We start from the raw sequence: 21,146 nt of genomic DNA, 5'->3' as shown, positions 1-21,146 counted from the left end.
AACTATTCACTTCGCTCATCTGCCCCTACCCGGTGCATGGTTGGACGGATGAGCGAGCAGGGGGCCACCGGCGAGGCCCTCGGTCCTCAGTCGCCCAGGACCCGCCGCAGATAGTCGTTGCCGAACAGTCGCTCCGGGTCCAGCCGGTCGCGCAGCGCCGTGAATTCACCGAACCGCGGATACGCCTCGGCGAGGTACTCCGCGTCCCGCGTATGCACCTTGCCCCAGTGCGGCCGCCCGCGGTGCGCGGTCATGATCCGTTCCACCGCGGTGAAGTACGACTGGTACGGCGTGCCTTGGTAGAGGTGCACGGCTATGTACGCGCTCTCCCGGCCCGAGGCCGTCGAGAGCGCGATGTCGTCGGCCGGGGCGGTCCGCACCTCCACGGGGAAGCTGACCCGCAGCGGTGAGCGCTCGATCATCGCCTTCACCTCGCGCAGCGCGTCGACCGCCGCCTCCCGCGGCAGCGCGTACTCCATCTCAACGAACCGCACCCGGCGCGGAGATGTGAAGACCTTGTAGGGGATGTCCGTGTACGTACGGGCGGAGAGGGCACGGCTGGAGATCTTGGCGATCGTCGGGATGGTCGCGGGGACCGCCCGGCCGAGCGAATTGACCACCTGGAAGAGGCAGTTGGACAGCAGCTCGTCCTCGATCCAGCCGCTGATCTGTCCGGGCGGGGCGGCGGGGCCCGCGCTGCGGTTGTTGCGCTTGGTGTTGCAGTTGCCGGTGTGGGGGAACCAGTAGAACTCGAAGTGCTCGTTCTCGGTGAAGAGCGCGTCGAATTCGGCGGTGACCTTGTCGAAGGCCATCGGCTCCTCGCGGGCCGTCAGCAGAAAGACCGGCTCGACGGCGAAGGTGATCGCGCTGACGACGCCGAGCGCGCCGAGCCCGATCCTGGCCGCCACGAAGACGTCCGGATTCTCCTTCTCGGAGCAGGTCAGCACCGAGCCGTTCGCCGTGACGAGCTCAAGTGCCCTGATCTGGGCGGCGATCGAGGCCGATTCGCGACCAGTGCCGTGCGTGCCGGTGGAGGTGGCGCCCGCCACCGTCTGATCCATGATGTCGCCCATGTTCGTGAGCGAGAGCCCCTCACGGGTGAGGGCCGCGTTCAGCCGCTTGAGCGGAGTGCCCGCCTCGACGGTCACGGTCATGGCCGTACGGTCGATGTCCCGGATCCCGGTCAGCAGTTCGGGCCGGATCAGCAGCCCGTCGGTGGCCGCGGCGGCGGTGAAGGAGTGGCCCGTGCCGACGGCCTTCACCTTGAAGCCGTCCTCGGCCGCCTTCCGTACGGCGTCGGCGAGTTCCTCGGCGGAGGCGGGCGAGACCTCCCGCACCGGGCGGGCGGTGACATTCCCCGCCCAGTTACGCCACGTGCTGCGCCCCGTCTTCGTAGTCCCGCTCACGCTGCCCCTCCCGCGTCGGCACCGGCCTGCGCAGCCGGCGGTACCCCAGGAACGCCACCACGGCCGCGAGCGCTCCCGCGACGGCGGGCACCACGTACCCCGCGTCCGCTCCCGACGCGTCGACCACCCAGCCCGCGGCCGAGGAGCCGAGCGCCACTCCGACCGCGAGCCCGGTACTGATCCAGGTCATGCCCTCGGTCAGATTGGTGCGCGGTACGTGCGCTTCGATCAGGGCCATCGTGGTCACCATCGTGGGTGCGACGGACAGGCCCGCGACAAAGAGCGCCACGGCCAGAAAGGGAAGGTTCCCGGCCAGTTGGAGGGGGATCATACTCACGGCCATCGCACACACTCCCACCAGCCACCTTCGGGGGGCCGAGCCTTTGAGGTGGAGCAGTCCGAAGACCGCTCCGGCGAGGCATGAGCCGAGCGCGTACACCGCGAGGACCAGGCTGGCCGCGGCCTTGTGCCCCTGCTCCTCCGCGAAGGCCACCGTGACGACGTCGACCGCGCCGAAGATCGCGCCCGTCGCCACAAAGGTGGCCACCAGAACCTGCAGTCCGGGGGAGCGCAGTGCGGAGCCGCCGGTGTGCTGCTCGCGCGGATGCGGCACGGGCTCGGTTGCGCGCTGAGCGGTCAGCCAGAAGACGCCGACGACCAGGAACCCGGCGGCGAGCAGCGGGCCCGCCTCGGGGAACCAGGCGGTGGAGAGCCCGATGGAGATGATCGGGCCGAAGATGAAGCACACCTCGTCGACGATCGACTCCCACGAGTACGCGGTGTGCAGCTCGCGCGGCGAACCCCGGTAGATCTCGGCCCACCGGGCGCGTGTCATCGAGCCCACGCTCGGCACACAGCCCGCGGCCGCGGAGAAGACGAACAGCGTCCAGTCCGGGGCGCCTTGCTGGGAGCAGACCAGCAGGCCCGCGACGGCCGCCACCGAGGCGAGGGTGGCCGGGCGCAGCACCCTGGCCTGGCCGTGCCGGTCGACCAGCCGGGAGATCTGCGGGCCGAGCACCGCGGCCGACATGGCGAGCGTCGCCGAGAGCGCGCCCGCGAGCCCGTAGCGCCCCGTGAGCTGGGAAATCATGGTCACGATGCCGATGCCCATCATGGACAGCGGCATCCGGCCGAGGAAGCCTGCGGCGGAGAACCCCTTGCTGCCTGGGGCGGCGAAGATGGCGCGGTACGGACTGGGCAAGGAGTGCTCCGGTAAGACGCCTCACCGGGGCCGTGGTGGGCGTGAGCCGGGGGGCTTTGTTGGTTCGCTGTGCCTGGCTGGCTTCGCCAGCGTAAGGCGTATGAGAGGCCTTGACAGATTACGCCCGTACGACTGTTCCGTGCACGGCGGTTTTCTCGCTGTCAGAGGCTGGTGGCAGGATCGGTCCCATGTCGGATCAGCGTGACCCAGCCCCTTACGACGCCCTGCTGCTGCTCTCCTTCGGCGGCCCCGAAGGCCCGGACGACGTCGTCCCGTTCCTGGAGAACGTCACCCGCGGCCGCGGCATCCCCACGGAACGGCTCAAAGAGGTGGGGCAGCACTACTTCCTGTTCGGCGGGGTCAGCCCGATCAACGACCAGAACCGCGCCCTGCTGGACGCCCTGCGCAAGGACTTCGCCGAGCACGGCCTGGACCTGCCGGTGCACTGGGGCAACCGGAACTGGACGCCGTATCTGACCGACACCCTGCGCGAGATGGTCCAGGACGGTCACCGTCGCATCGCCGTCCTCGCCACCAGCGCGTACGCCTCCTACTCCGGCTGCCGCCAGTATCGCGAGAACCTCGCGGACGCGCTGGCCACCCTGGAGGCGGAAGGGCTCGAGCTGCCGCGCGTGGACAAGCTGCGGCACTACTTCAACCACCCCGGTTTCGTACGCCCCATGATCGAAGGCGTCCTCGAGTCGCTGGCGGACCTTCCCGAGGAGGTCCGCGCGGGGGCCCATCTCGCGTTCACCACGCACTCCATCCCGACGTCCGCGGCCGACGCGTCGGGCCCGGTCGACGGGCACGGCGAGGGCGGTGCGTATGTACGCCAGCACCTCGACGTCGCCCGGCTGATCGCCGACGCCGTGCGCGAGCAGACAGGCGTCGAGCACCCCTGGCAGCTCGTCTACCAGTCGCGCAGCGGAGCCCCGCACATCCCGTGGCTGGAGCCGGACATCTGCGACCACCTGGAGGAGCTGCACGGCTCCGGCGCGCCCGCGGTGGTGATGGTGCCCATCGGCTTCGTCTCCGACCACATGGAGGTCCTGTACGACCTCGACACCGAGGCCACCGCGAAGGCCGCCGAGCTGGGGCTGCCCGTGCGGCGTTCGGCGACGGTCGGCGCCGACCCGCGGTTCGCCGCCGCGGTGCGCGACCTCATCCTGGAGCGGGCCGCGGCGGAGCGGGACCTGCCCGCCGAGCGCTGCGCGCTGGGGGCGCTCGGCCCCTCGCACGACCTCTGTCCGGTCGGCTGCTGCCCGGCCCGGGCGCCGAAGCCCGCGGCCGCCGGCGCCGACAGCCCTTACGCGTAAGGAAGCCCTGTGACCGATCCCGTCCTGCCCGAGCTGCTCGACCTCGCCCTGGAGGCCGCCCGCCGGGCGGGGGAGCTGCTGCGCGACGGCCGCCCCGCCGACCTGAGCGTCGCCGCCACCAAGTCCAGCCCCATCGACGTCGTCACCGAGATGGACATCGCAGCCGAGAAGCTGATCACCGGATTCCTGGCCGAGCACCGCCCCGACGACGGCTTCCTCGGTGAGGAGGGCGCCTCCACGGTCGGCACCAGCGGCGTCCGCTGGGTCATCGACCCGCTCGACGGCACCGTGAACTACCTGTACGGCCTGCCGACCTGGGCGGTCTCCATTGCCGCTGAGCGCGACGGCGAGACGGTCGTGGGGGTCGTGGCGGCCCCGATGCGCCGTGAGACCTACCGCGCGGTGCTCGGCGGCGGCGCGTACGCCAACGACAAGCCCCTGCGGTGCCGCCCTGCGCCCCCGCTGGACCAGGCCCTGGTCTCCACCGGCTTCAACTACGTCGCGGCCGTACGTACCCACCAGGCGGACGTCGCCCAGCGGCTGATCCCGCGCCTGCGTGACATCCGCCGCAGCGGCTCCGCGGCCGTGGACCTCTGCGACGTCGCCGCGGGCCGACTGGACGGCTACTACGAGCGCGGCCTCAACCCCTGGGACCTGGCGGCGGGCGACCTGATCGCCCGCGAGGCGGGCGCCCTGACCGGGGGCCGTCCCGGGCAGGGCCCTTCGTACGATCTGACGGTGGCCGCGAGTCCGGGCGTCTTCGAGCCGCTGCAGGCGCTCCTGGAAGAGTTCGGGGCCTGGCACGACTAGGGCCGCACGACTCGAAGAAGCCGCACGACTGGAACAAGCAGCACAGAAGGGCCCCGGCGCCGTCCCGCGGCGTCGGGGCCCTTCTCATGTCCGGTACCAGTACGGCCCGGCGCTATGCGGCGCGCGCTATGCGGCGCTGACCTCCACGCCGTGCTCCGCGGCCAAGCGGCGCAGGTCGTCCAGCTCTGCCTGCTCGACATCCGCAAGGAAATCGTCGCCCGTCTCGCGAGCCAGTGTGAGGTCGGTCTCGGCGGCCTTTATGCGCTGCAGCAGTCCTGCGGTGAAAGCGTCCATGGTGCGCCCCCTCGTCGTGGGTCGGTGGCACGGGGGTGTGCCGACGGTGGGTTGATCAACCCTGAAACAGGTCGTGGTGTGCCACATACAGGGCGTGATCTCGGGTGTGCAGTCGTCTTCCCCAGGCCTTCCCTCAGAGAAACCTCAACTGCCCCGGGAATCCGGGAATCCGGATATCTCTCCTGGACGCCTGGGGCCGTCGTCACGGACCTGCACCGCCTTAACAGCCGGTTTACGCGCGTAACGGGCAGGATGGATGCGCACACCCAGTGCTCACACACCTGCCCCTGTCACAGGGTGACGGGCCCAGAGGAAGGATCACGACGTGCGCGTACTCGTCGTCGAGGACGAGCAGCTGCTCGCCGATGCGGTGGCCACCGGACTGCGCCGGGAGGCCATGGCCGTCGACGTTGTGTACGACGGCGCGGCGGCCCTGGAGCGCATCGGGGTCAATGACTACGACGTGGTCGTCCTGGACCGCGACCTTCCTCTGGTCCACGGCGACGACGTGTGCCGCAAGATCGTCGAGCTGGGAATGCCGACCCGGGTGCTGATGCTGACCGCGTCCGGAGACGTCAGCGACCGCGTCGAAGGCCTGGAACTGGGCGCGGACGACTACCTCCCCAAGCCCTTCGCCTTCAGCGAGCTCACCGCCCGCGTACGGGCGCTGGGCCGCCGTACGACCGTGCCGCTGCCGCCCGTCCTGGAGCGCGCCGGCATCAAGCTCGACCCGAACCGCCGTGAAGTCTTCCGCGACGGCAGGGAGGTCCAGCTCGCGCCCAAGGAATTCGCCGTCCTGGAGGTCCTCATGCGCAGCGAGGGCGCTGTCGTCTCGGCCGAGCAGCTGCTCGAGAAGGCATGGGACGAGAACACCGACCCGTTCACCAATGTCGTGCGCGTGACTGTGATGACCCTGCGCCGCAAGCTCGGCGAGCCGCCCGTGATCGTCACCGTGCCCGGCTCCGGCTACCGGATCTGATGCGCGATGGCCACCACCCCCGCGCCACCGGCGGCGCCTCCGAAACCGACCTGGGATCCGCGGGAGCCGGTGCGGCCCTGGCTGCGCCCGACCATCCGGATACGGCTCACGCTGTTGTACGGCGGGATGTTCCTGATCGCCGGAATCCTGCTGCTGTCGATCATCTATCTGCTCACCGCGCAGGCGCTGCACGTCAGGGCCGGCGACCTGCCCTTCGAGATCGTGACGGGAGAGGTGAAGCCCACCAACGAGTGGTGCCGGCTGCCGACGCAGGGGACCGGCAAGCAGTTCAACGAGGCCATCGCGGGGTGCCTCCAGTACCAGCGGGAGATGGCTCTCGACGATCTGCTGCGCCGCTCGCTCTTCGCGCTGCTCGGCCTCAGCGTCATCGCATTCGCCTTCGGCTACGCCATGGCGGGCCGCGTCCTGTCCCCGCTCGGCCGGATCACCCGCACCGCCCGTCAGGTGGCCGGCTCCGACCTCGCGCGGCGGATCGAACTGGACGGCCCGGACGACGAGCTCAAGGAGCTCGCCGACACCTTCGACGAGATGCTGGATCGCCTGGAGCGGGCCTTCACGGCGCAGCAGCGGTTCGTCGCGAACGCCTCGCACGAGCTGCGTACACCGCTCGCGATCAACCGCACACTGCTGGAGGTCCACCTCTCCGACCCCGGGACGCCCGTGGAGCTTCAGCAGCTGGGCAAGACCCTTCTGACCACCAACGAGCGCAGCGAGCAACTGGTCGAAGGCCTGCTGCTGCTCGCCCGCAGCGACAACCAGATCGTCGAGCGCAAGCCGTTGGACCTCGCCGAGGTCGCAACGCGCGCCGTCGACCAGGCGCGCTCCGAGGCCGAGGCGACAGGCGTGCAGATACGCGGGGAGCGCGCCTCCGCCGTCGTGCAGGGCAATGGCGTCCTGCTGGAGCGGATCGCCCTGAACCTGGTGCAGAACGCCGTGCGCTACAACATCCCGGAAGGGGGCTGGGTGGAGGTCACCACCGAGATTCAGCAGGGCCAGGCGGTGCTGGTGGTCTCGAACACGGGGCCGGTGGTTCCCGCGTACGAGATCGACAACATCTTCGAGCCCTTCCGGCGGCTGCGCCAGGAGCGCACCGGCAGCGACAAGGGCGTCGGCCTGGGGCTTTCGATCGCCCGCTCGGTGGCCCGCGCTCACGGAGGCCGTATTATCGCGGAGCCTCGCGAGGGCGGCGGCCTCGTGATGCGTGTCACCCTCCCGGTCTGAGATGCTGAGCGACGCGACTCCCTTCGTTCGCTTTACGCGGAATTTTCGGGACGCGTGCCCGAGAGTCCCGTGTGTGATCGATCACAGGGGCGAATTTCAGGCCATCTACTCTCCGTGATCAAGGATTGCCGGAAAACCAGGAAAAGTCCGGGTTTCCGGGGGCCGAGATCACGGGAAGTACACGGGGTGGCGCCCGTGAAGTGCAATATTCGGACCGTGTACGGTCCCGATCGCCATCCAACAAGAGCACTCTTGAGGAATCCGGTTGGGTGTCGATTGAGTAACAGACCTTGATGTGAGGCAAAATCTCCGCCTCGGGTCGGGCACAAGTCCGGCCTCTCACGCGTTACGTGCGCTGGAGACACCGCAGACACCCAGAGGGGGAGAGCGACATGGCAACGGACTACGACACCCCACGCAAGACCGACGACGACGTCGATTCGGACAGCCTTGAGGAACTGAAGGCCCGCCGGAACGACAAGACGACGTCGTCCGTCGACGTCGACGAATTCGAGCAGGCCGAAGGCCTGGAGCTGCCCGGAGCGGACCTTTCCAACGAGGAACTGTCCGTTCGCGTGCTGCCCCGGCAGGCCGACGAGTTCACCTGCATGAGCTGCTTCCTGGTGCACCACCGCAGCCAGCTGGCCCGCGAGAAGAACGGCCAGCCGATCTGCCGCGACTGCGACTGAGGTCCGGTCGGCCGTGGCAGGCGATACACCGTCCAGGAAGCGGCGCTTCCGGCGTCACAAGCCGCCGGAGGCGCACCGGGGCGGTACGGGCCCGGCAAACGACGCCAAGTCGTCTGCCGAGCACTCGGCCGCCCTGCTGCCCCACGGCGCAGCAGACGACGACGGGCGGGGCCTGCCGGCCTCGCTCGAAGCAGCCGGTCAGGCGGGGTCCCCGAGCAGGGCTCCACGCCTGACCGCCGTACGGCACAGCGTCCGGAAGGTCCGCGAGAGCGCCAGAACGGGGCTCGCGTACATCGCCGACCGGATCATCGAGAACGCACCACGAGTGGCGGTGCGCGATCTCGCGACGCTGCGCAAGCAGTTCCCCGGTCTCGCTCCCGAGCAGCTTGCGGACAAGCTGGTCGCGGGCGCGGCCAACGGCACATCCACGGTCGGCGCCGGTATCGGCGCGGCCGCGATGATGCCGGTACCGCCGGCGATGCCGGCCGAACTGGCCGCGGAGATCATCGGCGTCGCCGCGATCGAGCTCAAGCTCATCGCCGAGCTCCACGAGGTCTATGGCATTCGGCCGCAGGGCACCCTCCAGGAGCGCAGCGCCGCCTATCTGGCCTCCTGGACGGAGGAGCGCGGGATCGACGTCACCAAGCCGTCGACGGTGAACGCCGCACTCGGCGGCCGTTTCAAGCGCGAGCTGCGGCAGCAGATCATGAAGCGCATGGTCCGCAATCTGCCGAACCTGATGCCGTTCATGGTCGGTGCGGCCGTCGGCGCCGTGCTGAACCGCAGGGACACCAAGAAGGTCGCGGAGCGCATCCGAAAGGATCTGCGCAGCAAACAGGTCCCCTGGGACGCGTTGCCGCTGCTCCCGCCGCTGGAGCAGCCCAAGGATCCGCTGGAGACGGGTCGGGAGCCCCGCGAACTGGGCCGCTGATGCCCCCCGGGGCCGTCAGGCCGTGCGCACCGCCGTCAGGGCGGCGGCCAGCGCCTTCGGCTTCCGGGTCGAGAGATAGACGTACGGCGTCGGGTCGGCCGGATCCGTGATCTCGATCCGCAGGGCCGTCGGGACGTAGCTGCGCAGCAGCATGAAGGCCCGGGGATCCGCCTTGTACAAGCGCCAGGCGCGTGCCTCGTCCGCGTCCAGCACCTCGGCCTCGCCGAGCGCCGTCAGCGGGATCCGGGCGTCACCCGCGACCAGCGAGTCCGCCACCACGCGGATGCGTACCGAGCCGTACGAACTGACCACCACCGCCGCCACCGCTGCCGCCCCGATCAGACCGCCGAGCATCGGCAGCGTCCCCAGCGGCAGCATCATCAGGCCGCCCGCGACGCCCACGAGGGCAGTGATGACCCACCACGAACGGGGTGCGGTCAGACGTTCTTCGTAGTGCGGGACGGAAGGCTGCATGAACCAAGCTTGGCACGGTGCGGCCCGCGGGTAGCCGCGCGGGTAAGGTCTGCGCCTGTGAGCACTGCGAAATCCCGGGGGGCGCCCCCCGGACCCTCGGGACGGGCCGCGGCCATGACACCTCCGGCCTACGCCGTACCGCCGGTGAGGCACCCCGAAGCCCCGGCCCCCGGTGAGCTCCTCGGCGCGCACTACGAACACTGCTTCGGCTGCGGCGAGGCGCAGCCGCACGGACTGCACCTTCAGGCGCGGGCCGGCGAGGGTGTACGGGTCACCGCCGAGTTCACCGTCAAGCCCGCGCACCAGGGCGCGCCCGGCCTCGCGCACGGCGGCGTACTCGCATCGGCCCTGGACGAGACGCTCGGCTCGCTGAACTGGCTGCTGCGGACCATCGCGGTCACCGGTCGGCTCGAGACCGATTTCGTACGCCCGGTGCCCGTGGACACGGTGCTGCACGTCGAGGCCGAGGTGACCGCGGTCGCCGGACGCAAGATCTTCTGCACCGCTGTCGGCCGGATCGGCGGCCCCGACGGACCCGTCGCCGTCCGTGCCGACGCCCTCTTCATAGAGGTCAAGGTCGACCACTTCATCGACAACGGCCGCCCGGAGGAGATCCAGGCAGCCATGGCCGACCCCGACCAGATCAGGCGCGCCCGCGCCTTCGAGGTGAACCCCTGATGCGTAACCCTGTCGATGTGCTGATCCGTCGTGTGGACCCCGAGGTGCCGCTCCCGGCGTACGCACACCCCGGCGACGCCGGCGCCGACCTCGTGACGACCGAGGCGGTCGAACTCGCCCCCGGTGAACGGGCCGTGCTGCCCACCGGGGTGTCCCTCGCCCTCCCCGACGGGTACGCGGCCTTCGTGCACCCGCGGTCCGGTCTCGCCGCTCGTTGCGGAGTAGCCCTCGTGAATGCCCCCGGGACGGTGGATGCCGGGTACCGTGGGGAGATCAAGGTGATCGTGGTCAATCTCGATCCGCGCGAGACGGTGCGGTTCGATCGGTTCGACCGGATTGCCCAACTGGTCGTCCAGCAGGTCGAGAAGGTGCGCTTCCACGAGGTGGCGGAGCTTCCCGGCTCGGCGCGGGCCGAGGGGGGCTTCGGGTCCACCGGCGGTCATGCCGCCGTGGACGGCTCAACGGGTGGGAATCGATACGCTTCGGTCGTATCCGACCGGGAAGGACAGTGACGTGTTCGGACGTCGCAAGAAGAGTGGTTCCGCCAGGGACGCGGCGGACGCAGCGGGCGAGGCCGAGCAGGTCGTCGACGAGCATGACGCTCGGTACTCCGACCAGGCAGCCGAGTCTGCCGAGGAGGGGAAGCCCCGCCGGGCGAACCTTCCGCCGGCGCCCCGGCCCGACGGCCCCTGGGACGTCTCCGAGGTAGCCAAGCCCGGCGAGGGCCGGGTCGATCTGGGCGGACTTTTCGTGCCCGGAGTCGAGGGAATGGAGCTGCGCGTCGAGGTCGCGGGTGACGCGATCGTCGCCGCCACCGTCGTGCTGCGCGACAGCGCCGTACAGCTGCAGGCCTTCGCGGCGCCCAAGAAGGAAGGCATCTGGGGCGAGGTCCGCGAGGAGATCGCCTCCGGCATCACGCAGCAGGGCGGCATCATCGACGAGGTCGAGGGGCCGCTCGGCTGGGAGCTGCGGGCCCAGGTCCCGGTACAGCTGCCGGACGGCAAGGGCGGTGTGCAGCTGGTGCGCTTCGTCGGTGTCGACGGGCCGCGCTGGTTCCTGCGCGGAGTGATCTCGGGGCAGGGCGCCGTGCAGCCGGCGGCCGCCGGGCTGCTCGAGCAGATCTTCCGGGACACCGTCGTCGTACGGGGCGACGGTCCGATGGCGCCGCGCGACCCGATCGTCCTCAAGCTGCCGGACGATGCGCAGATGGTGCCCGAGGGCGTTCAGCAGGAGGAGCAGGGGAGCTCCCGCTTCTCCGGCGGCATGGGGCAGCTGCAGCGCGGCCCCGAGATCACCGAGGTGCGCTGACACCTCGGGCGGAAATCGACCGGGCCGGTGGGCCGCGCTCCTGCACGGACTGTGGCCCACCGGTCCGTCCGGCCCCGGCGGGAACGGGCTGCGTCAGAATCGCGTCAATACGCAGCTGAGGCCTGCTCGTGCCCGAAATGCCGGAAACTCTGGCCGTAAGGTCGAGGCAGCGCGAACAGCTGTCTGAAAGACAATGAGGCCATGGGACGCGGCAAGCTACGGATCTACCTCGGCTCGGCACCGGGCGTCGGCAAGACATACGCCATGCTGTCCGAGGCGCATCGCCGTGTGGAGCGTGGCACCGACTGCGTGGTCGCCTTCGTCGAGCACCACGGGCGCCCGCGCACCGAGGTGATGCTGCACGGCCTGGAGCAGATCCAGCGCCGCGAGATCGAGTACCGCGGCACGGTCTTCACCGAGATGGACGTCGACGCGGTCCTCGAGCGACATCCGGCCGTCGCGCTCGTGGACGAACTGGCGCACACGAATGTGCCGGGCTCGCGCAACGCCAAGCGATGGCAGGACGTCGAGGAGCTGCTCGCGGCGGGCATCGACGTCATATCGACGGTCAACATCCAGCACTTCGAGTCCCTGGGCGACGTGGTCGAGTCGATCACGGGCGTACGACAGAGGGAGACCGTCCCGGACGAGGTCGTCCGCCGGGCGGACCAGCTCGAACTGGTCGACATGTCGCCACAGGCGCTGCGCCGTCGCATGGCCCACGGAAACATCTACAAGTCGGACAAGGTCGACGCTGCCCTCTCCAACCACTTCCGTCCCGGAAACCTCACCGCGCTGCGGGAGTTGGCCCTGCTCTGGGTCGCGGACCGGGTCGACGAATACCTCCAGCAGTACCGCGGCGAGCACAACATACGCTCCACCTGGCAGGCACGTGAGCGCATCGTCGTCGGCCTCACCGGCGGCCCCGAGGGCCGCACCCTGATCCGGCGCGCCGCCCGGCTCGCGGAGAAGGGCGCCGGCGGCGAGGTGCTGGCCGTATACATCGCCCGCAGCGACGGGCTGACCTCGGCCTCGCCCAAGGAACTCGCCGTCCAGCGGACCCTCGTCGAGGACCTCGGCGGCACCTTCCACCACGTTATCGGCGACGATGTCCCCTCCGCGCTCCTGGAGTTCGCCCGCGGAGTCAACGCCACCCAGATCGTGCTCGGAGCCAGCCGCCGCCGGGCCTGGCAGTACATGTTCGGCCCCGGCGTCAGCGCGACGGTCGCCCGCGAATCCGGTCCCGACCTCGACGTACACATCGTCACGCACGACGAGGCAGGCAAGGGCCGGGGACTGCCGGTGGCCCGCGGCGCCCGGCTCGGCCGGTCCCGGATCGTCGCGGGCCGGCTCGTCGGCGTCGCCGGTCCCGTACTGCTCTCGCTGGTGCTGACCAGCTTCGACAACAGCCTGGGGCTAGCCAACGATGTCCTGCTCTTCCTCTTCCTGACCGTGGTGTCCGCGCTGCTCGGCGGACTGCTGCCGGCGCTCGCCTCGGCCGCCGTCGGCTCGCTGCTGCTGAACTACTACTTCACGCCGCCCACCCACACCCTGACCATCTCGGACCCGAAGAACATCGTCGCCATCGTGATCTTCTTCGCCGTGGCCGTCGCCGTCGCCTCCGTGGTGGACCTGGCGGCCCGCCGCACCCAGCAGGCGGCCCGGCTGCGTGCCGAGTCCGAGATCCTGTCCTTCCTGGCCGGCAGCGTGCTGCGGGGAGAGACCACGCTGGATGCGCTGCTTGAGCGGGTCCGCGAGACCTTCGGTATGGAGTCCGTGGCGCTGCTGGAGCGGCAGAGCGACGTCGAGCCATGGACCTGCGCGGGCAGCGCCGGCCCCAGCGCTGTCCGGCGCCCAGAGGACGCGGACGTGGACATGCCGGTCGGCGACCACATGGCGCTCGCCCTCTCCGGCCGCGTCCTGCCCGCCGAGGACCGCCGGGTGCTCGCCGCCTTCGCCGCCCAGGCCGCCGTCGTACTGGACCGCCAGCGACTGGTGGGCGAGGCGGAGGAGGCCCGCAGGCTGGCCGAGGGCAATCGCATTCGCACGGCCCTGCTTGCCGCAGTCAGCCACGATCTGCGCACCCCGCTGGCCGCCATCAAGGCCGCCGTCTCCTCGCTCAGGTCAGACGACGTCGCCTGGTCCGACGAGGACGAGGCGGAACTGCTCGAAGGGATCGAGGACGGCGCCGACCGCCTCGACCATCTCGTCGGCAACCTCCTCGACATGTCCCGCCTGCAGACCGGCACTGTCACCCCGCTCATCCGGGTGACCGATCTCGACGAGGTCGTCCCGATGGCTCTCGTCGCGGTGCCCGCGGAGAGTGTCGAGCTCGACGTACCCGAGACGCTGCCCATGGTGGCCGTGGACCGGGGACTGCTGGAACGTTCCGTCGCCAACATCGTCGAGAACGCCGTCAAGTACAGCCCCGACGCCACGCCCGTCACCGTCTCCGCGAGCGCCCTCGGCGACCGCGTCGAAGTGCGGGTCGCGGACCGCGGCCCCGGTGTCCCGGATGACGAGAAAGAGCGGATCTTCGAGCCGTTCCAGCGCTACGGTGACGCTCCACGCGGTGCCGGTGTGGGCCTCGGTCTCGCGGTCGCCCGCGGCTTCGTCGAAGCCATGGGTGGCACACTCACCGCGGAGGACACCCCAGGCGGTGGCATGACCATGGTCCTCACCCTCAGGGCGGCACCCGGAGCCGTTCCGGTCAGCCCCGAACTTTCCGTCCGGGGCACGTCATGACCGGAACGACACAGATGTCAGTGCAGAGCAGAAAGGCAGGCCCGCAATGACCCGGGTGCTCGTGGTCGACGACGAGCCGCAGATCGTACGCGCCCTCGTGATCAATCTGAGGGCGCGCAAGTACGAGGTGGACGCGGCCCCCGACGGCGCGACGGCGCTCCAGCTGGCTGCGGCCCGCCACCCCGACGCCGTCGTACTCGACCTCGGTCTGCCCGACATGGACGGCGTAGAGGTGATCAAGGGCCTGCGCGGCTGGACCCGCGTCCCGATCCTGGTCCTCTCCGCCCGCCAGACCTCCGACGAGAAGGTCGAGGCGCTCGACGCCGGCGCCGACGACTACGTCACCAAGCCCTTTGGCATGGACGAGCTGCTTGCCCGGCTGCGCGCCGCGGTCCGCAGGGCGGAGCCCGTCGGCGGCGACGACGACGCCGTGACCGTCGAGACGGAGGCCTTCACCGTCGATCTCGCGGCGAAGAAGGTGCACCGCGACGGGCGCGATGTGCGGCTGACCCCGACCGAGTGGCATCTGCTGGAGGTCCTCGTGCGCAACACCGGCCGGCTGGTCAGCCAGAAGCAGCTGCTCCAGGAGGTCTGGGGCCCGTCCTACGGCACCGAGACCAACTATCTGCGGGTCTACATGGCGCAGCTGCGGCGCAAGCTGGAGGCCGACCCCTCGCACCCCGAACACTTCGTCACCGAGCCGGGCATGGGATACCGCTTCGAGCGCTGATCCGTATCCGGATCTCCAGCCGGATTTGGTGTTGGTGGTGGCCGGTACGCTTTCTGTATGAGTGCCGTACCCCGTTCCGAGAAGGCCGAGAGGCCGGCGAAGCCCGCCGGCCGATTCCGTCGCATGCTCGACCGGCTGTCCACGTCCCAGCAGGACCTCGAGTCCGAGGAACTGCAGGAGGACGCGGAAGCATCGGGGTGTACCCGCATCGCCGAGTGCAACGACCGCCAGATAGTCCGGGTGACTGGTACCTTGCGCACGGTCACCCTGCGTCCGCGGGCCGGGGTGCCCGCGTTGGAGGCTGAGCTTTTCGACGGTACGGCCCCGCTGGACGTCGTCTGGCTCGGCCGCCGGTCCATCGTGGGCATAGAACCGGGCCGCAGGCTCATAGCCTCGGGCCGGATATCCATGAGCCACGGCCGCCGGGTGCTTTTCAACCCCAAATACGAACTCCGACCGCTCGGACAGGAGTAGCCGGTGACGTCTCTCGACAAGCCGACCCCCACCCAGACAACACCGAACGACCAGCAGCAGCAGGACAGCGACGCCAAAGCAGTCACGGAGGCGGCGCTGTTCGAGGCCTTCGGCGGCGTGCGCGGAATGGTGGAGACGGTCCTTCCCGGACTGCTGTTCGTCACGATCTTCACGATCAACAAGGACCTGCACATCTCGGCCATCGCGGCCCTGGCGGTCTCGGTGCTGCTCGTCGCAGTCCGGCTGATCCGCAAGGACACCGTCAAGCACGCGTTCAGCGGGGTCTTCGGAGTGGCCTTCGGCGTGGTCTTCGCGATGATGACGGGCAATGCGAAGGACTTCTATCTGCCGGGCATGCTCTACACGCTCGGCCTGGCAGTGGCGTACATCGCGACGACGATCGCGGGCGTCCCGCTGATCGGCCTGATCCTGGGCCCGGTCTTCAAGGAGAACCTCTCCTGGCGGACGCGTAACCCGGGCCGGAAGAAGGCGTACGCGAAGGCGAGCTGGGCGTGGGGCCTGATCCTTCTCGCGAAGTGCGCGATCCTCTTCCCGCTCTACTGGTGGGCGGACACCACGCAGCTCGGCTGGGTCCTGGTCACCCTGAAGATCCCGCCGTTCCTGCTCGCGGTGTACCTGACCTGGGTCTTCCTGGCGAAGGCGCCGCCGCCGATCGACGTCTTCGCGGAGATGGAGGCGGAGGAACGCGCCGAGAAGGAACGCAAAGCGGCGTCGGCGGCGCAGCGGGAGGCGTAGCCGCGGCCCGCACGCGCGAAGGGGCCCGGGGAACCGATCAGGTTCCCTGGGCCCCTTCGCGTACGGAACCCGTCAGCTCGTCGCGTCCTCGCGGCGGACCGACAGCAGGTCCTCCAGCTGCTCCTCGCGGGCCTGCGCCGCCACGAACAGCAGCTCGTCGCCCGCCTCCAGCGTTTCCTCCGTGCCCGGCGTCAGCACCCGCGAGCCGCGGATGATCGTCACCAGCGAGGTGTCCTCCGGCCAGGCCACATCGCCCACCTGCGTACCGGCGAGCGCCGACTCCGGCGGCAGCGTCAGTTCGACCAGGTTCGCGTCGCCATGGCTGAAGCGGAGCAGCCGTACGAGATCGCCGACACTCACCGCCTCCTCCACCAGCGCCGACATCAGGCGCGGTGTGGAGACCGCGACGTCGACGCCCCAGGACTCGTTGAAGAGCCACTCGTTCTTGGGGTTGTTGACCCGGGCGACCACCCTCGGCACCCCGTACTCCGTCTTCGCGAGCAGCGAGACGACCAGGTTGACCTTGTCGTCACCCGTCGCCGCGATCACAACGTTGCACCGCTGCAACGCCGCCTCGTCCAGCGACGTGATCTCGCACGCGTCCGCCAGCAGCCACTCGGCCTGCGGCACCCGCTCCACCGAGATCGCGGTCGGCGCCTTGTCGATCAGCAGCACCTCGTGCCCGTTCTCCAGCAGCTCGCCCGCGATGGAACGGCCCACCGCGCCGGCGCCCGCAATAGCGACCCGCATCAGTGACCGCCTTCCTCAGGGCCCTCGGCGAAGGCCGCCTCGACCTTCTCGATCTCGTCCGTACGCATCATCACGTGGACAAGGTCGCCCTCCTGCAACACGGTCTGAGACGTCGGCAAAACCGCTTCCCCCAGCCGGGTGAGGAAGGCGACGCGCACGCCCGTCTCCTCCTGCAGCCTGCTGACCTTGTGCCCGATCCAGGACGGCGATGTGTGCACCTCCGCCAGCTGCACCCCGCCGCTCGGGTCCCGCCACAGTGGCTCCGCGCCGGACGGCAGCAGCCGCCGCAGCATCTGGTCGGCCGTCCAGCGGACGGTGGCGACGGTCGGGATGCCAAGACGCTGGTAGACCTCGGCGCGCCGCGGGTCGTAGATTCGGGCCGCGACGTTCTCGATGCCGAACATCTCGCGGGCCACCCGCGCGGCGATGATGTTGGAGTTGTCGCCGCTGCTGACCGCCGCGAAGGCGCCGGCGTCCTCGATACCCGCTTCACGCAGGGTGTCCTGGTCGAAACCGACTCCGGTGACGCGGCGGCCGCCGAACCCGGAGCCCAAGCGGCGGAAGGCCGTGGGGTCCTGGTCGACGACGGCGACCGTGTGCCCCTGCTGCTCCAGGGTCTGCGCGAGAGCGGCTCCCACTCGCCCGCATCCCATGATGACGATGTGCACGACCGTCCTTCCGGCTGTCAATGGTCTGGCTCAGGCTTAACAGGGTCTCAGACCGAGGCCCAAGCTACACACGCACGGTCCGCCCCGGGACCCCTTGTGCTGCTGGGAGCGGACATTGAGGGGGAGAGGGGGCAGTGGGTGGGCGTCGTCGCTACGCAGCGCTTACGATCCTCTGCGTGTCCAAACTGACCGACGTGCCCAAACGGATCCTGATCGGCAGGGCGCTGCGCAGCGACAAGCTGGGGGAAACGCTTCTCCCGAAGCGCATCGCACTGCCCGTCTTTGCGTCCGACCCGCTGTCCTCGGTGGCGTACGCACCGGGCGAAGTTCTTCTGGTGCTCTCCATCGCGGGTGTGTCGGCCTACCAGTACAGCCCGTGGATCGCGGCCGCTGTCGTGGTGCTGATGTTCACGGTGGTCGCCTCCTACCGGCAGAACGTCCGCGCCTACCCGAGCGGCGGCGGCGACTACGAGGTCGCCAACACCAACCTCGGACCCAAGGCCGGCCTCACCGTCGCCAGCGCCCTGCTCGTCGACTACGTCCTCACAGTGGCCGTGTCGATCGCCTCCGGAGTGGAGAACCTCGGCTCCGCGATCCCCTTCGTAGTCGAGCACAAGGTCCTCTGCGCCATCGGGATAATCGTCCTGCTGACCCTGATGAATCTGCGCGGCGTGAGGGAGTCGGGCAAGCTCTTCGCCATCCCGACCTATGTCTTCGTCGCCGGCGTCTTCATCATGATCGCGTGGGGCGCGTTCAAGGGCATCGTCCTCGACGACACCATGAGGGCACCGACCGCCGACCTCGAGATCAAGCCCGAGCACCAGGGGCTGGCCGGCTTCGCGTTGATTTTCCTGCTGCTGCGGGCCTTCTCCTCCGGCTGTGCCGCGCTCACCGGCGTCGAGGCGATCAGCAACGGCGTCCCTGCCTTCCGTAAGCCCAAGAGCAAGAACGCCGCGACCACCCTGCTGCTCATGGGAGCCCTGGCGGTCACCATGTTCTGCGGCATCATCGGCCTGGCCATGGCCACCGATGTGAGGATGGCCGAGACGCCCGCGCACGACCTGCTACGAAACGGCACCCCGGTCGGCGGCGACTACGTCCAGAACCCGGTGATCTCCCAGGTAGCGGCAGCCGTCTTCGGCGACGGCACGTTCTTCTTCGTGCTGCTCGCCGCGGCCACCGCGCTGGTCCTGTTCCTGGCCGCCAACACCGCGTACAACGGCTTCCCGCTGCTCGGCTCGATCCTCGCCCAGGACCGCTATCTGCCGCGCCAGCTGCACACCCGCGGCGACCGGCTCGCCTTCTCCAACGGCATCGTGCTGCTGGCCGGCGCGGCCATCCTGCTGGTCTGGCTCTACGGGGCCGACTCGACCAAGCTGATCCAGCTTTACATCGTCGGCGTCTTCGTCTCCTTCACGCTCAGCCAGACCGGCATGGTGCGGCACTGGAACCGCCATCTGAAGACCGAGAAGAACCCGGCCAAGCGCCGCACCATGATCCGCTCCCGCGCGATCAACACCTTCGGCGCGTTCTTCACGGGCCTGGTGCTGGTCGTCGTGCTCGCGACCAAGTTCACGCACGGCGCTTGGGTCGCGCTGCTCGGCATGGTGATCTTCTACGGGACGATGTCCGCGATCCGGAAGCATTACGACCGGGTCTCGGCGGAGATCGCCGCCCCCGACGAGCCGAGCGACGACAGCGTGCGACCGTCCCGGGTGCACGCCATCGTGCTGGTCTCCAAGGTCCACAAGCCCACGCTGCGGGCCCTCGCGTACGCCAAACTGATGCGCGTCGACAAGCTCGAAGCGCTCTCCATCAGCGTCGACCCGGCCGAGACCAAGGCGCTGCGCGCGGAATGGGAGCGGCGTGGCATCAATGTGCCGCTGAAGATCCTCGACTCCCCGTACCGCGAGATCACCCGGCCGATCATCGAGTACGTCAAGGGGCTGCGGCGCGAGAGTCCGCGGGACGTGGTCAGCGTCGTCATCCCCGAGTACGTGGTGGGGCACTGGTACGAGCATCTGCTGCACAACCAGAGCGCCCTGCGCCTCAAGGGGCGGCTGTTGTTCACGCCCGGCGTGATGGTGACCTCGGTGCCGTACCAGCTGGTGTCCTCCGAGGTCGCGAAGAAGCGGGCGAGGAAGCGCCAGGAGTGGAATGCGCCGGGTTCGGTGCGACGCGGGCCCGTGGACCAGCGCCCCAAGGAGCCCAGCGGCAAGAGCTGAGCCGTATGTGTGGCGGGCGGCCGGATGACACGCACGTAGACTGGTGGGCTGGCCGTCCGGCCTTTTCCCGTTGCACCCCTTGATCTTCTGGAGTTACCCCACCATGCAGAACGCATCCGAGTCTTCGCTGGTCGGGGAAGAGTACGAGGTCGAGGTCGGCCCCGTCGCGCACGGCGGCCACTGCATCGCCCGCACCGAGGAGGGGCGGGTGCTGTTCGTACGGCACACGCTGCCGGGCGAGAAGATCGTGGCCCGCGTCACCGAGGGCGATGAGGACTCCCGCTTTCTGCGCGCCGACGCCATACGGATCATCGAGGCGTCCAAGGACCGCGTCGAGGCTCCCTGTCCGTACTCCGGGCCGGGCAAGTGCGGTGGCTGCGACTGGCAGCACGCCAAGCCGGGCGCGCAGCGGCGGTTCAAGGGCGAGGTGATCGCCGAACAGCTGCAGAGGCTCGCGGGTCTCACGCCCGAGGAGGCCGGCTGGGACGGCACCGTCATGCCGGCGCCGGGCGACAAGCTGCCCGCGGGCGAGGTGCCCGCGTGGCGCACGCGCGTGCAGTACGCCGTCGACGCCGACGGCCGGGCGGGGTTGCGCAAGCACCGTTCGCACGACGTCGAGCCGGTCGAGCACTGCATGATCGCCGCTCCAGGGGTGAGCGAACTGGGCATCGAGAAGCGCGAATGGGCGCAGATGGCGTCGGTCGAGGCGATCGCGGCGACCGGTTCGAGCGACCGCCAGGTCATCCTCACCCCGCGCCCGGGCGGCCGGCTGCCGCTGGTCGAGCTCGACAAGCCGGTCTCGGTGCTGCGGGTGGACGAACGCGACGGCGGGGTGCACCGGGTGCACGGCCGGGCCTTCGTACGGGAGCGGGCCGACGAGCGTACGTACCGCGTCGGCATGGGCGGCTTCTGGCAGGTGCATCCGCAGGCCGCCGACATCCTGGTCAAGGCCGTGATGCAGGGCCTGATGCCGCGCAAGGGCGAGACGGCGCTCGATCTGTACTGCGGTGTGGGCCTGTTCGCGGGCGCGATTGCCGAACGCGTCGGCGAGAAGGGCGCGGTGCTCGGCATCGAGTCCTCCAAGCGCGCGGTCGAGGACGCTCGGCACAACCTGCAGGACCTGGAGCGCGTACGCATCGAACAGGGCAAGGTCGAACAGGTCCTGCCGCGCACCCGGATCACCGAGGCGGACCTGATCGTGCTCGACCCGCCGCGCGCGGGGGCGGGTAGGCAGACGGTGAAGCAACTCGCGGCCCTGGGCGCGCGGCGCATCGCGTACGTGGCCTGCGACCCGGCGGCGCTCGCGCGGGACCTGGCGTACTTCCGCGAGGGGGGCTACCGGCCGCGCACGCTGCGGGCGTTCGATCTCTTCCCGATGACCCATCATGTGGAGTGCGTGGCGGTCCTGGAGCCGATCCGCGAGGACGTCTGACCTGCGGTTTTTCCGAGAGTGCGTTATATGCGTTGGTC

Annotated in this window: 21 protein-coding genes; 15 read left to right on the top strand and 6 right to left on the bottom strand. The window is 69.7% G+C overall.

The genetic code is table 11. The features are described from left to right. Positions 1-86: 86 nt before the first annotated feature. Entirely contained in the window at positions 87-1,406 is a 1,320-nt protein-coding gene (locus ACWDO5_RS02680) for a D-arabinono-1,4-lactone oxidase (RefSeq protein WP_450527772.1), read from the bottom strand. Then, entirely contained in the window at positions 1,366-2,607 is a 1,242-nt protein-coding gene (locus tag ACWDO5_RS02675; protein ID WP_450527770.1) for an MFS transporter, read from the bottom strand. Before ACWDO5_RS02675 ends, ACWDO5_RS02680 begins: the two co-directional genes overlap by 41 nt. Positions 2,608-2,795: 188 nt before the next feature. On the opposite strand from ACWDO5_RS02675, the gene ACWDO5_RS02670 reads away from it, so the two are divergent. Next, complete coding sequence (locus ACWDO5_RS02670; protein WP_450527769.1) at positions 2,796-3,923, top strand: ferrochelatase; 1,128 nt, start codon at positions 2,796-2,798, stop codon at positions 3,921-3,923. Between the two features lie 9 nt (positions 3,924-3,932). Further along, positions 3,933-4,733, top strand: a complete 801-nt coding sequence (locus ACWDO5_RS02665; RefSeq protein ID WP_450527767.1) for an inositol monophosphatase family protein — start codon at positions 3,933-3,935, stop codon at positions 4,731-4,733. A gap of 126 nt (positions 4,734-4,859) precedes the next feature. Here the strand turns inward: ACWDO5_RS02665 and ACWDO5_RS02660 are convergent, their stop codons facing one another. Next, positions 4,860-5,027: a hypothetical protein gene (locus ACWDO5_RS02660; RefSeq protein WP_186356888.1), complete on the bottom strand. Its 168-nt coding sequence runs from the start codon at positions 5,025-5,027 to the stop codon at positions 4,860-4,862. Positions 5,028-5,352: 325 nt separating this feature from the next. Here ACWDO5_RS02660 and ACWDO5_RS02655 point away from each other — a divergent pair, with 325 nt between their 5' ends. The 4 genes from ACWDO5_RS02655 (at position 5,353) to ACWDO5_RS02640 (ending at position 8,868) form a co-directional block, all read left to right on the top strand. Beyond that, positions 5,353-6,006, top strand: a complete 654-nt coding sequence (locus tag ACWDO5_RS02655) for a response regulator transcription factor (protein ID WP_450527765.1) — start codon at positions 5,353-5,355, stop codon at positions 6,004-6,006. A gap of 6 nt (positions 6,007-6,012) precedes the next feature. Beyond that, positions 6,013-7,248 (top strand): sensor histidine kinase, encoded by a 1,236-nt coding sequence (locus ACWDO5_RS02650; RefSeq protein WP_450527763.1) that lies wholly within the window; start codon positions 6,013-6,015, stop codon positions 7,246-7,248. Positions 7,249-7,640: 392 nt separating this feature from the next. Next, positions 7,641-7,937 carry a DUF4193 domain-containing protein gene (locus tag ACWDO5_RS02645; protein WP_142213239.1) on the top strand — a complete coding sequence of 99 codons (297 nt, stop codon included), beginning with the start codon at positions 7,641-7,643 and terminating at the stop codon, positions 7,935-7,937. A 13-nt stretch (positions 7,938-7,950) separates the two neighbouring features. Further along, the gene (locus ACWDO5_RS02640; RefSeq protein WP_450527761.1) at positions 7,951-8,868 is read left to right on the top strand and encodes a hypothetical protein; all 918 of its coding nucleotides are present in this window, start codon (positions 7,951-7,953) and stop codon (positions 8,866-8,868) included. A gap of 15 nt (positions 8,869-8,883) precedes the next feature. Here the strand turns inward: ACWDO5_RS02640 and ACWDO5_RS02635 are convergent, their stop codons facing one another. Further along, positions 8,884-9,342 (bottom strand): DUF3093 domain-containing protein, encoded by a 459-nt coding sequence (locus tag ACWDO5_RS02635; protein WP_450527759.1) that lies wholly within the window; start codon positions 9,340-9,342, stop codon positions 8,884-8,886. Between the two features lie 114 nt (positions 9,343-9,456). On the opposite strand from ACWDO5_RS02635, the gene ACWDO5_RS02630 reads away from it, so the two are divergent. From ACWDO5_RS02630 to ACWDO5_RS02600, 7 genes are all read left to right on the top strand, one after another. Beyond that, positions 9,457-10,020, top strand: coding sequence for a PaaI family thioesterase (locus ACWDO5_RS02630; protein ID WP_450527757.1), 564 nt, complete (start codon positions 9,457-9,459; stop codon positions 10,018-10,020). Further along, positions 10,020-10,532, top strand: a complete 513-nt coding sequence (gene dut / locus ACWDO5_RS02625) for a dUTP diphosphatase (protein WP_450527755.1) — start codon at positions 10,020-10,022, stop codon at positions 10,530-10,532. The genes ACWDO5_RS02630 and dut overlap by 1 nt, the downstream gene beginning before the upstream one ends. A gap of 1 nt (position 10,533) precedes the next feature. Next, the gene (locus ACWDO5_RS02620) at positions 10,534-11,328 is read left to right on the top strand and encodes a DUF3710 domain-containing protein (protein WP_450527753.1); all 795 of its coding nucleotides are present in this window, start codon (positions 10,534-10,536) and stop codon (positions 11,326-11,328) included. A gap of 201 nt (positions 11,329-11,529) precedes the next feature. Further along, complete coding sequence (locus tag ACWDO5_RS02615) at positions 11,530-14,073, top strand: ATP-binding protein (protein ID WP_450527752.1); 2,544 nt, start codon at positions 11,530-11,532, stop codon at positions 14,071-14,073. A 46-nt stretch (positions 14,074-14,119) separates the two neighbouring features. Then, a complete protein-coding gene (locus tag ACWDO5_RS02610) occupies positions 14,120-14,803 on the top strand; it encodes a response regulator (RefSeq protein WP_450527750.1) in 684 nt (227 codons plus the stop codon). Between the two features lie 57 nt (positions 14,804-14,860). Further along, a complete protein-coding gene (locus ACWDO5_RS02605) occupies positions 14,861-15,277 on the top strand; it encodes an OB-fold nucleic acid binding domain-containing protein (RefSeq protein ID WP_307660640.1) in 417 nt (138 codons plus the stop codon). A gap of 3 nt (positions 15,278-15,280) precedes the next feature. Further along, positions 15,281-16,033 (top strand): DUF3159 domain-containing protein, encoded by a 753-nt coding sequence (locus ACWDO5_RS02600; RefSeq protein WP_450527748.1) that lies wholly within the window; start codon positions 15,281-15,283, stop codon positions 16,031-16,033. A 72-nt stretch (positions 16,034-16,105) separates the two neighbouring features. Here ACWDO5_RS02600 and ACWDO5_RS02595 read toward each other — a convergent pair whose 3' ends face one another. Beyond that, positions 16,106-16,783, bottom strand: a complete 678-nt coding sequence (locus tag ACWDO5_RS02595; protein ID WP_450527746.1) for a potassium channel family protein — start codon at positions 16,781-16,783, stop codon at positions 16,106-16,108. Continuing rightward, a complete protein-coding gene (locus tag ACWDO5_RS02590; RefSeq protein WP_450527744.1) occupies positions 16,783-17,451 on the bottom strand; it encodes a potassium channel family protein in 669 nt (222 codons plus the stop codon). The genes ACWDO5_RS02595 and ACWDO5_RS02590 overlap by 1 nt, the downstream gene beginning before the upstream one ends. A 176-nt stretch (positions 17,452-17,627) precedes the next feature. Between ACWDO5_RS02590 and ACWDO5_RS02585 the strand changes: the two genes are divergently transcribed. Together ACWDO5_RS02585 and ACWDO5_RS02580 are read left to right on the top strand one after the other, a co-directional pair. After that, positions 17,628-19,676 carry an APC family permease gene (locus tag ACWDO5_RS02585; protein WP_450527742.1) on the top strand — a complete coding sequence of 683 codons (2,049 nt, stop codon included), beginning with the start codon at positions 17,628-17,630 and terminating at the stop codon, positions 19,674-19,676. A gap of 103 nt (positions 19,677-19,779) precedes the next feature. Then, a complete protein-coding gene (locus ACWDO5_RS02580; protein ID WP_450527741.1) occupies positions 19,780-21,108 on the top strand; it encodes a class I SAM-dependent RNA methyltransferase in 1,329 nt (442 codons plus the stop codon). Positions 21,109-21,146: the final 38 nt, after the last annotated feature.

The sequence above is a fragment of the Streptomyces sp. NPDC000880 genome (assembly GCF_053599675.1).
The sequence above is the reverse complement of the archived record's forward strand: the minus strand, read 5'-3'. Positions and strand labels throughout refer to the sequence as shown.

Excerpts from the sequence above, each read along its gene's own strand:
- ACWDO5_RS02650 (WP_450527763.1), top strand. The coding sequence starts at position 6,013 with ATGGCCACCACCCCCGCGCCACCGGCGGCGCCTCCGAAACCGACCTGG.
- ACWDO5_RS02610 (WP_450527750.1), top strand. The coding sequence starts at position 14,120 with ATGACCCGGGTGCTCGTGGTCGACGACGAGCCGCAGATCGTACGCGCC.
- ACWDO5_RS02605 (WP_307660640.1), top strand. The coding sequence starts at position 14,861 with ATGAGTGCCGTACCCCGTTCCGAGAAGGCCGAGAGGCCGGCGAAGCCC.
- ACWDO5_RS02630 (WP_450527757.1), top strand. The coding sequence starts at position 9,457 with ATGACACCTCCGGCCTACGCCGTACCGCCGGTGAGGCACCCCGAAGCC.
- ACWDO5_RS02635 (WP_450527759.1), bottom strand. The coding sequence starts at position 9,342 with ATGCAGCCTTCCGTCCCGCACTACGAAGAACGTCTGACCGCACCCCGT.
- ACWDO5_RS02580 (WP_450527741.1), top strand. The coding sequence starts at position 19,780 with ATGCAGAACGCATCCGAGTCTTCGCTGGTCGGGGAAGAGTACGAGGTC.
- ACWDO5_RS02595 (WP_450527746.1), bottom strand. The coding sequence starts at position 16,783 with ATGCGGGTCGCTATTGCGGGCGCCGGCGCGGTGGGCCGTTCCATCGCG.
- ACWDO5_RS02670 (WP_450527769.1), top strand. The coding sequence starts at position 2,796 with ATGTCGGATCAGCGTGACCCAGCCCCTTACGACGCCCTGCTGCTGCTC.
- ACWDO5_RS02660 (WP_186356888.1), bottom strand. The coding sequence starts at position 5,027 with ATGGACGCTTTCACCGCAGGACTGCTGCAGCGCATAAAGGCCGCCGAG.
- dut (WP_450527755.1), top strand. The coding sequence starts at position 10,020 with ATGCGTAACCCTGTCGATGTGCTGATCCGTCGTGTGGACCCCGAGGTG.
- ACWDO5_RS02645 (WP_142213239.1), top strand. The coding sequence starts at position 7,641 with ATGGCAACGGACTACGACACCCCACGCAAGACCGACGACGACGTCGAT.
- ACWDO5_RS02615 (WP_450527752.1), top strand. The coding sequence starts at position 11,530 with ATGGGACGCGGCAAGCTACGGATCTACCTCGGCTCGGCACCGGGCGTC.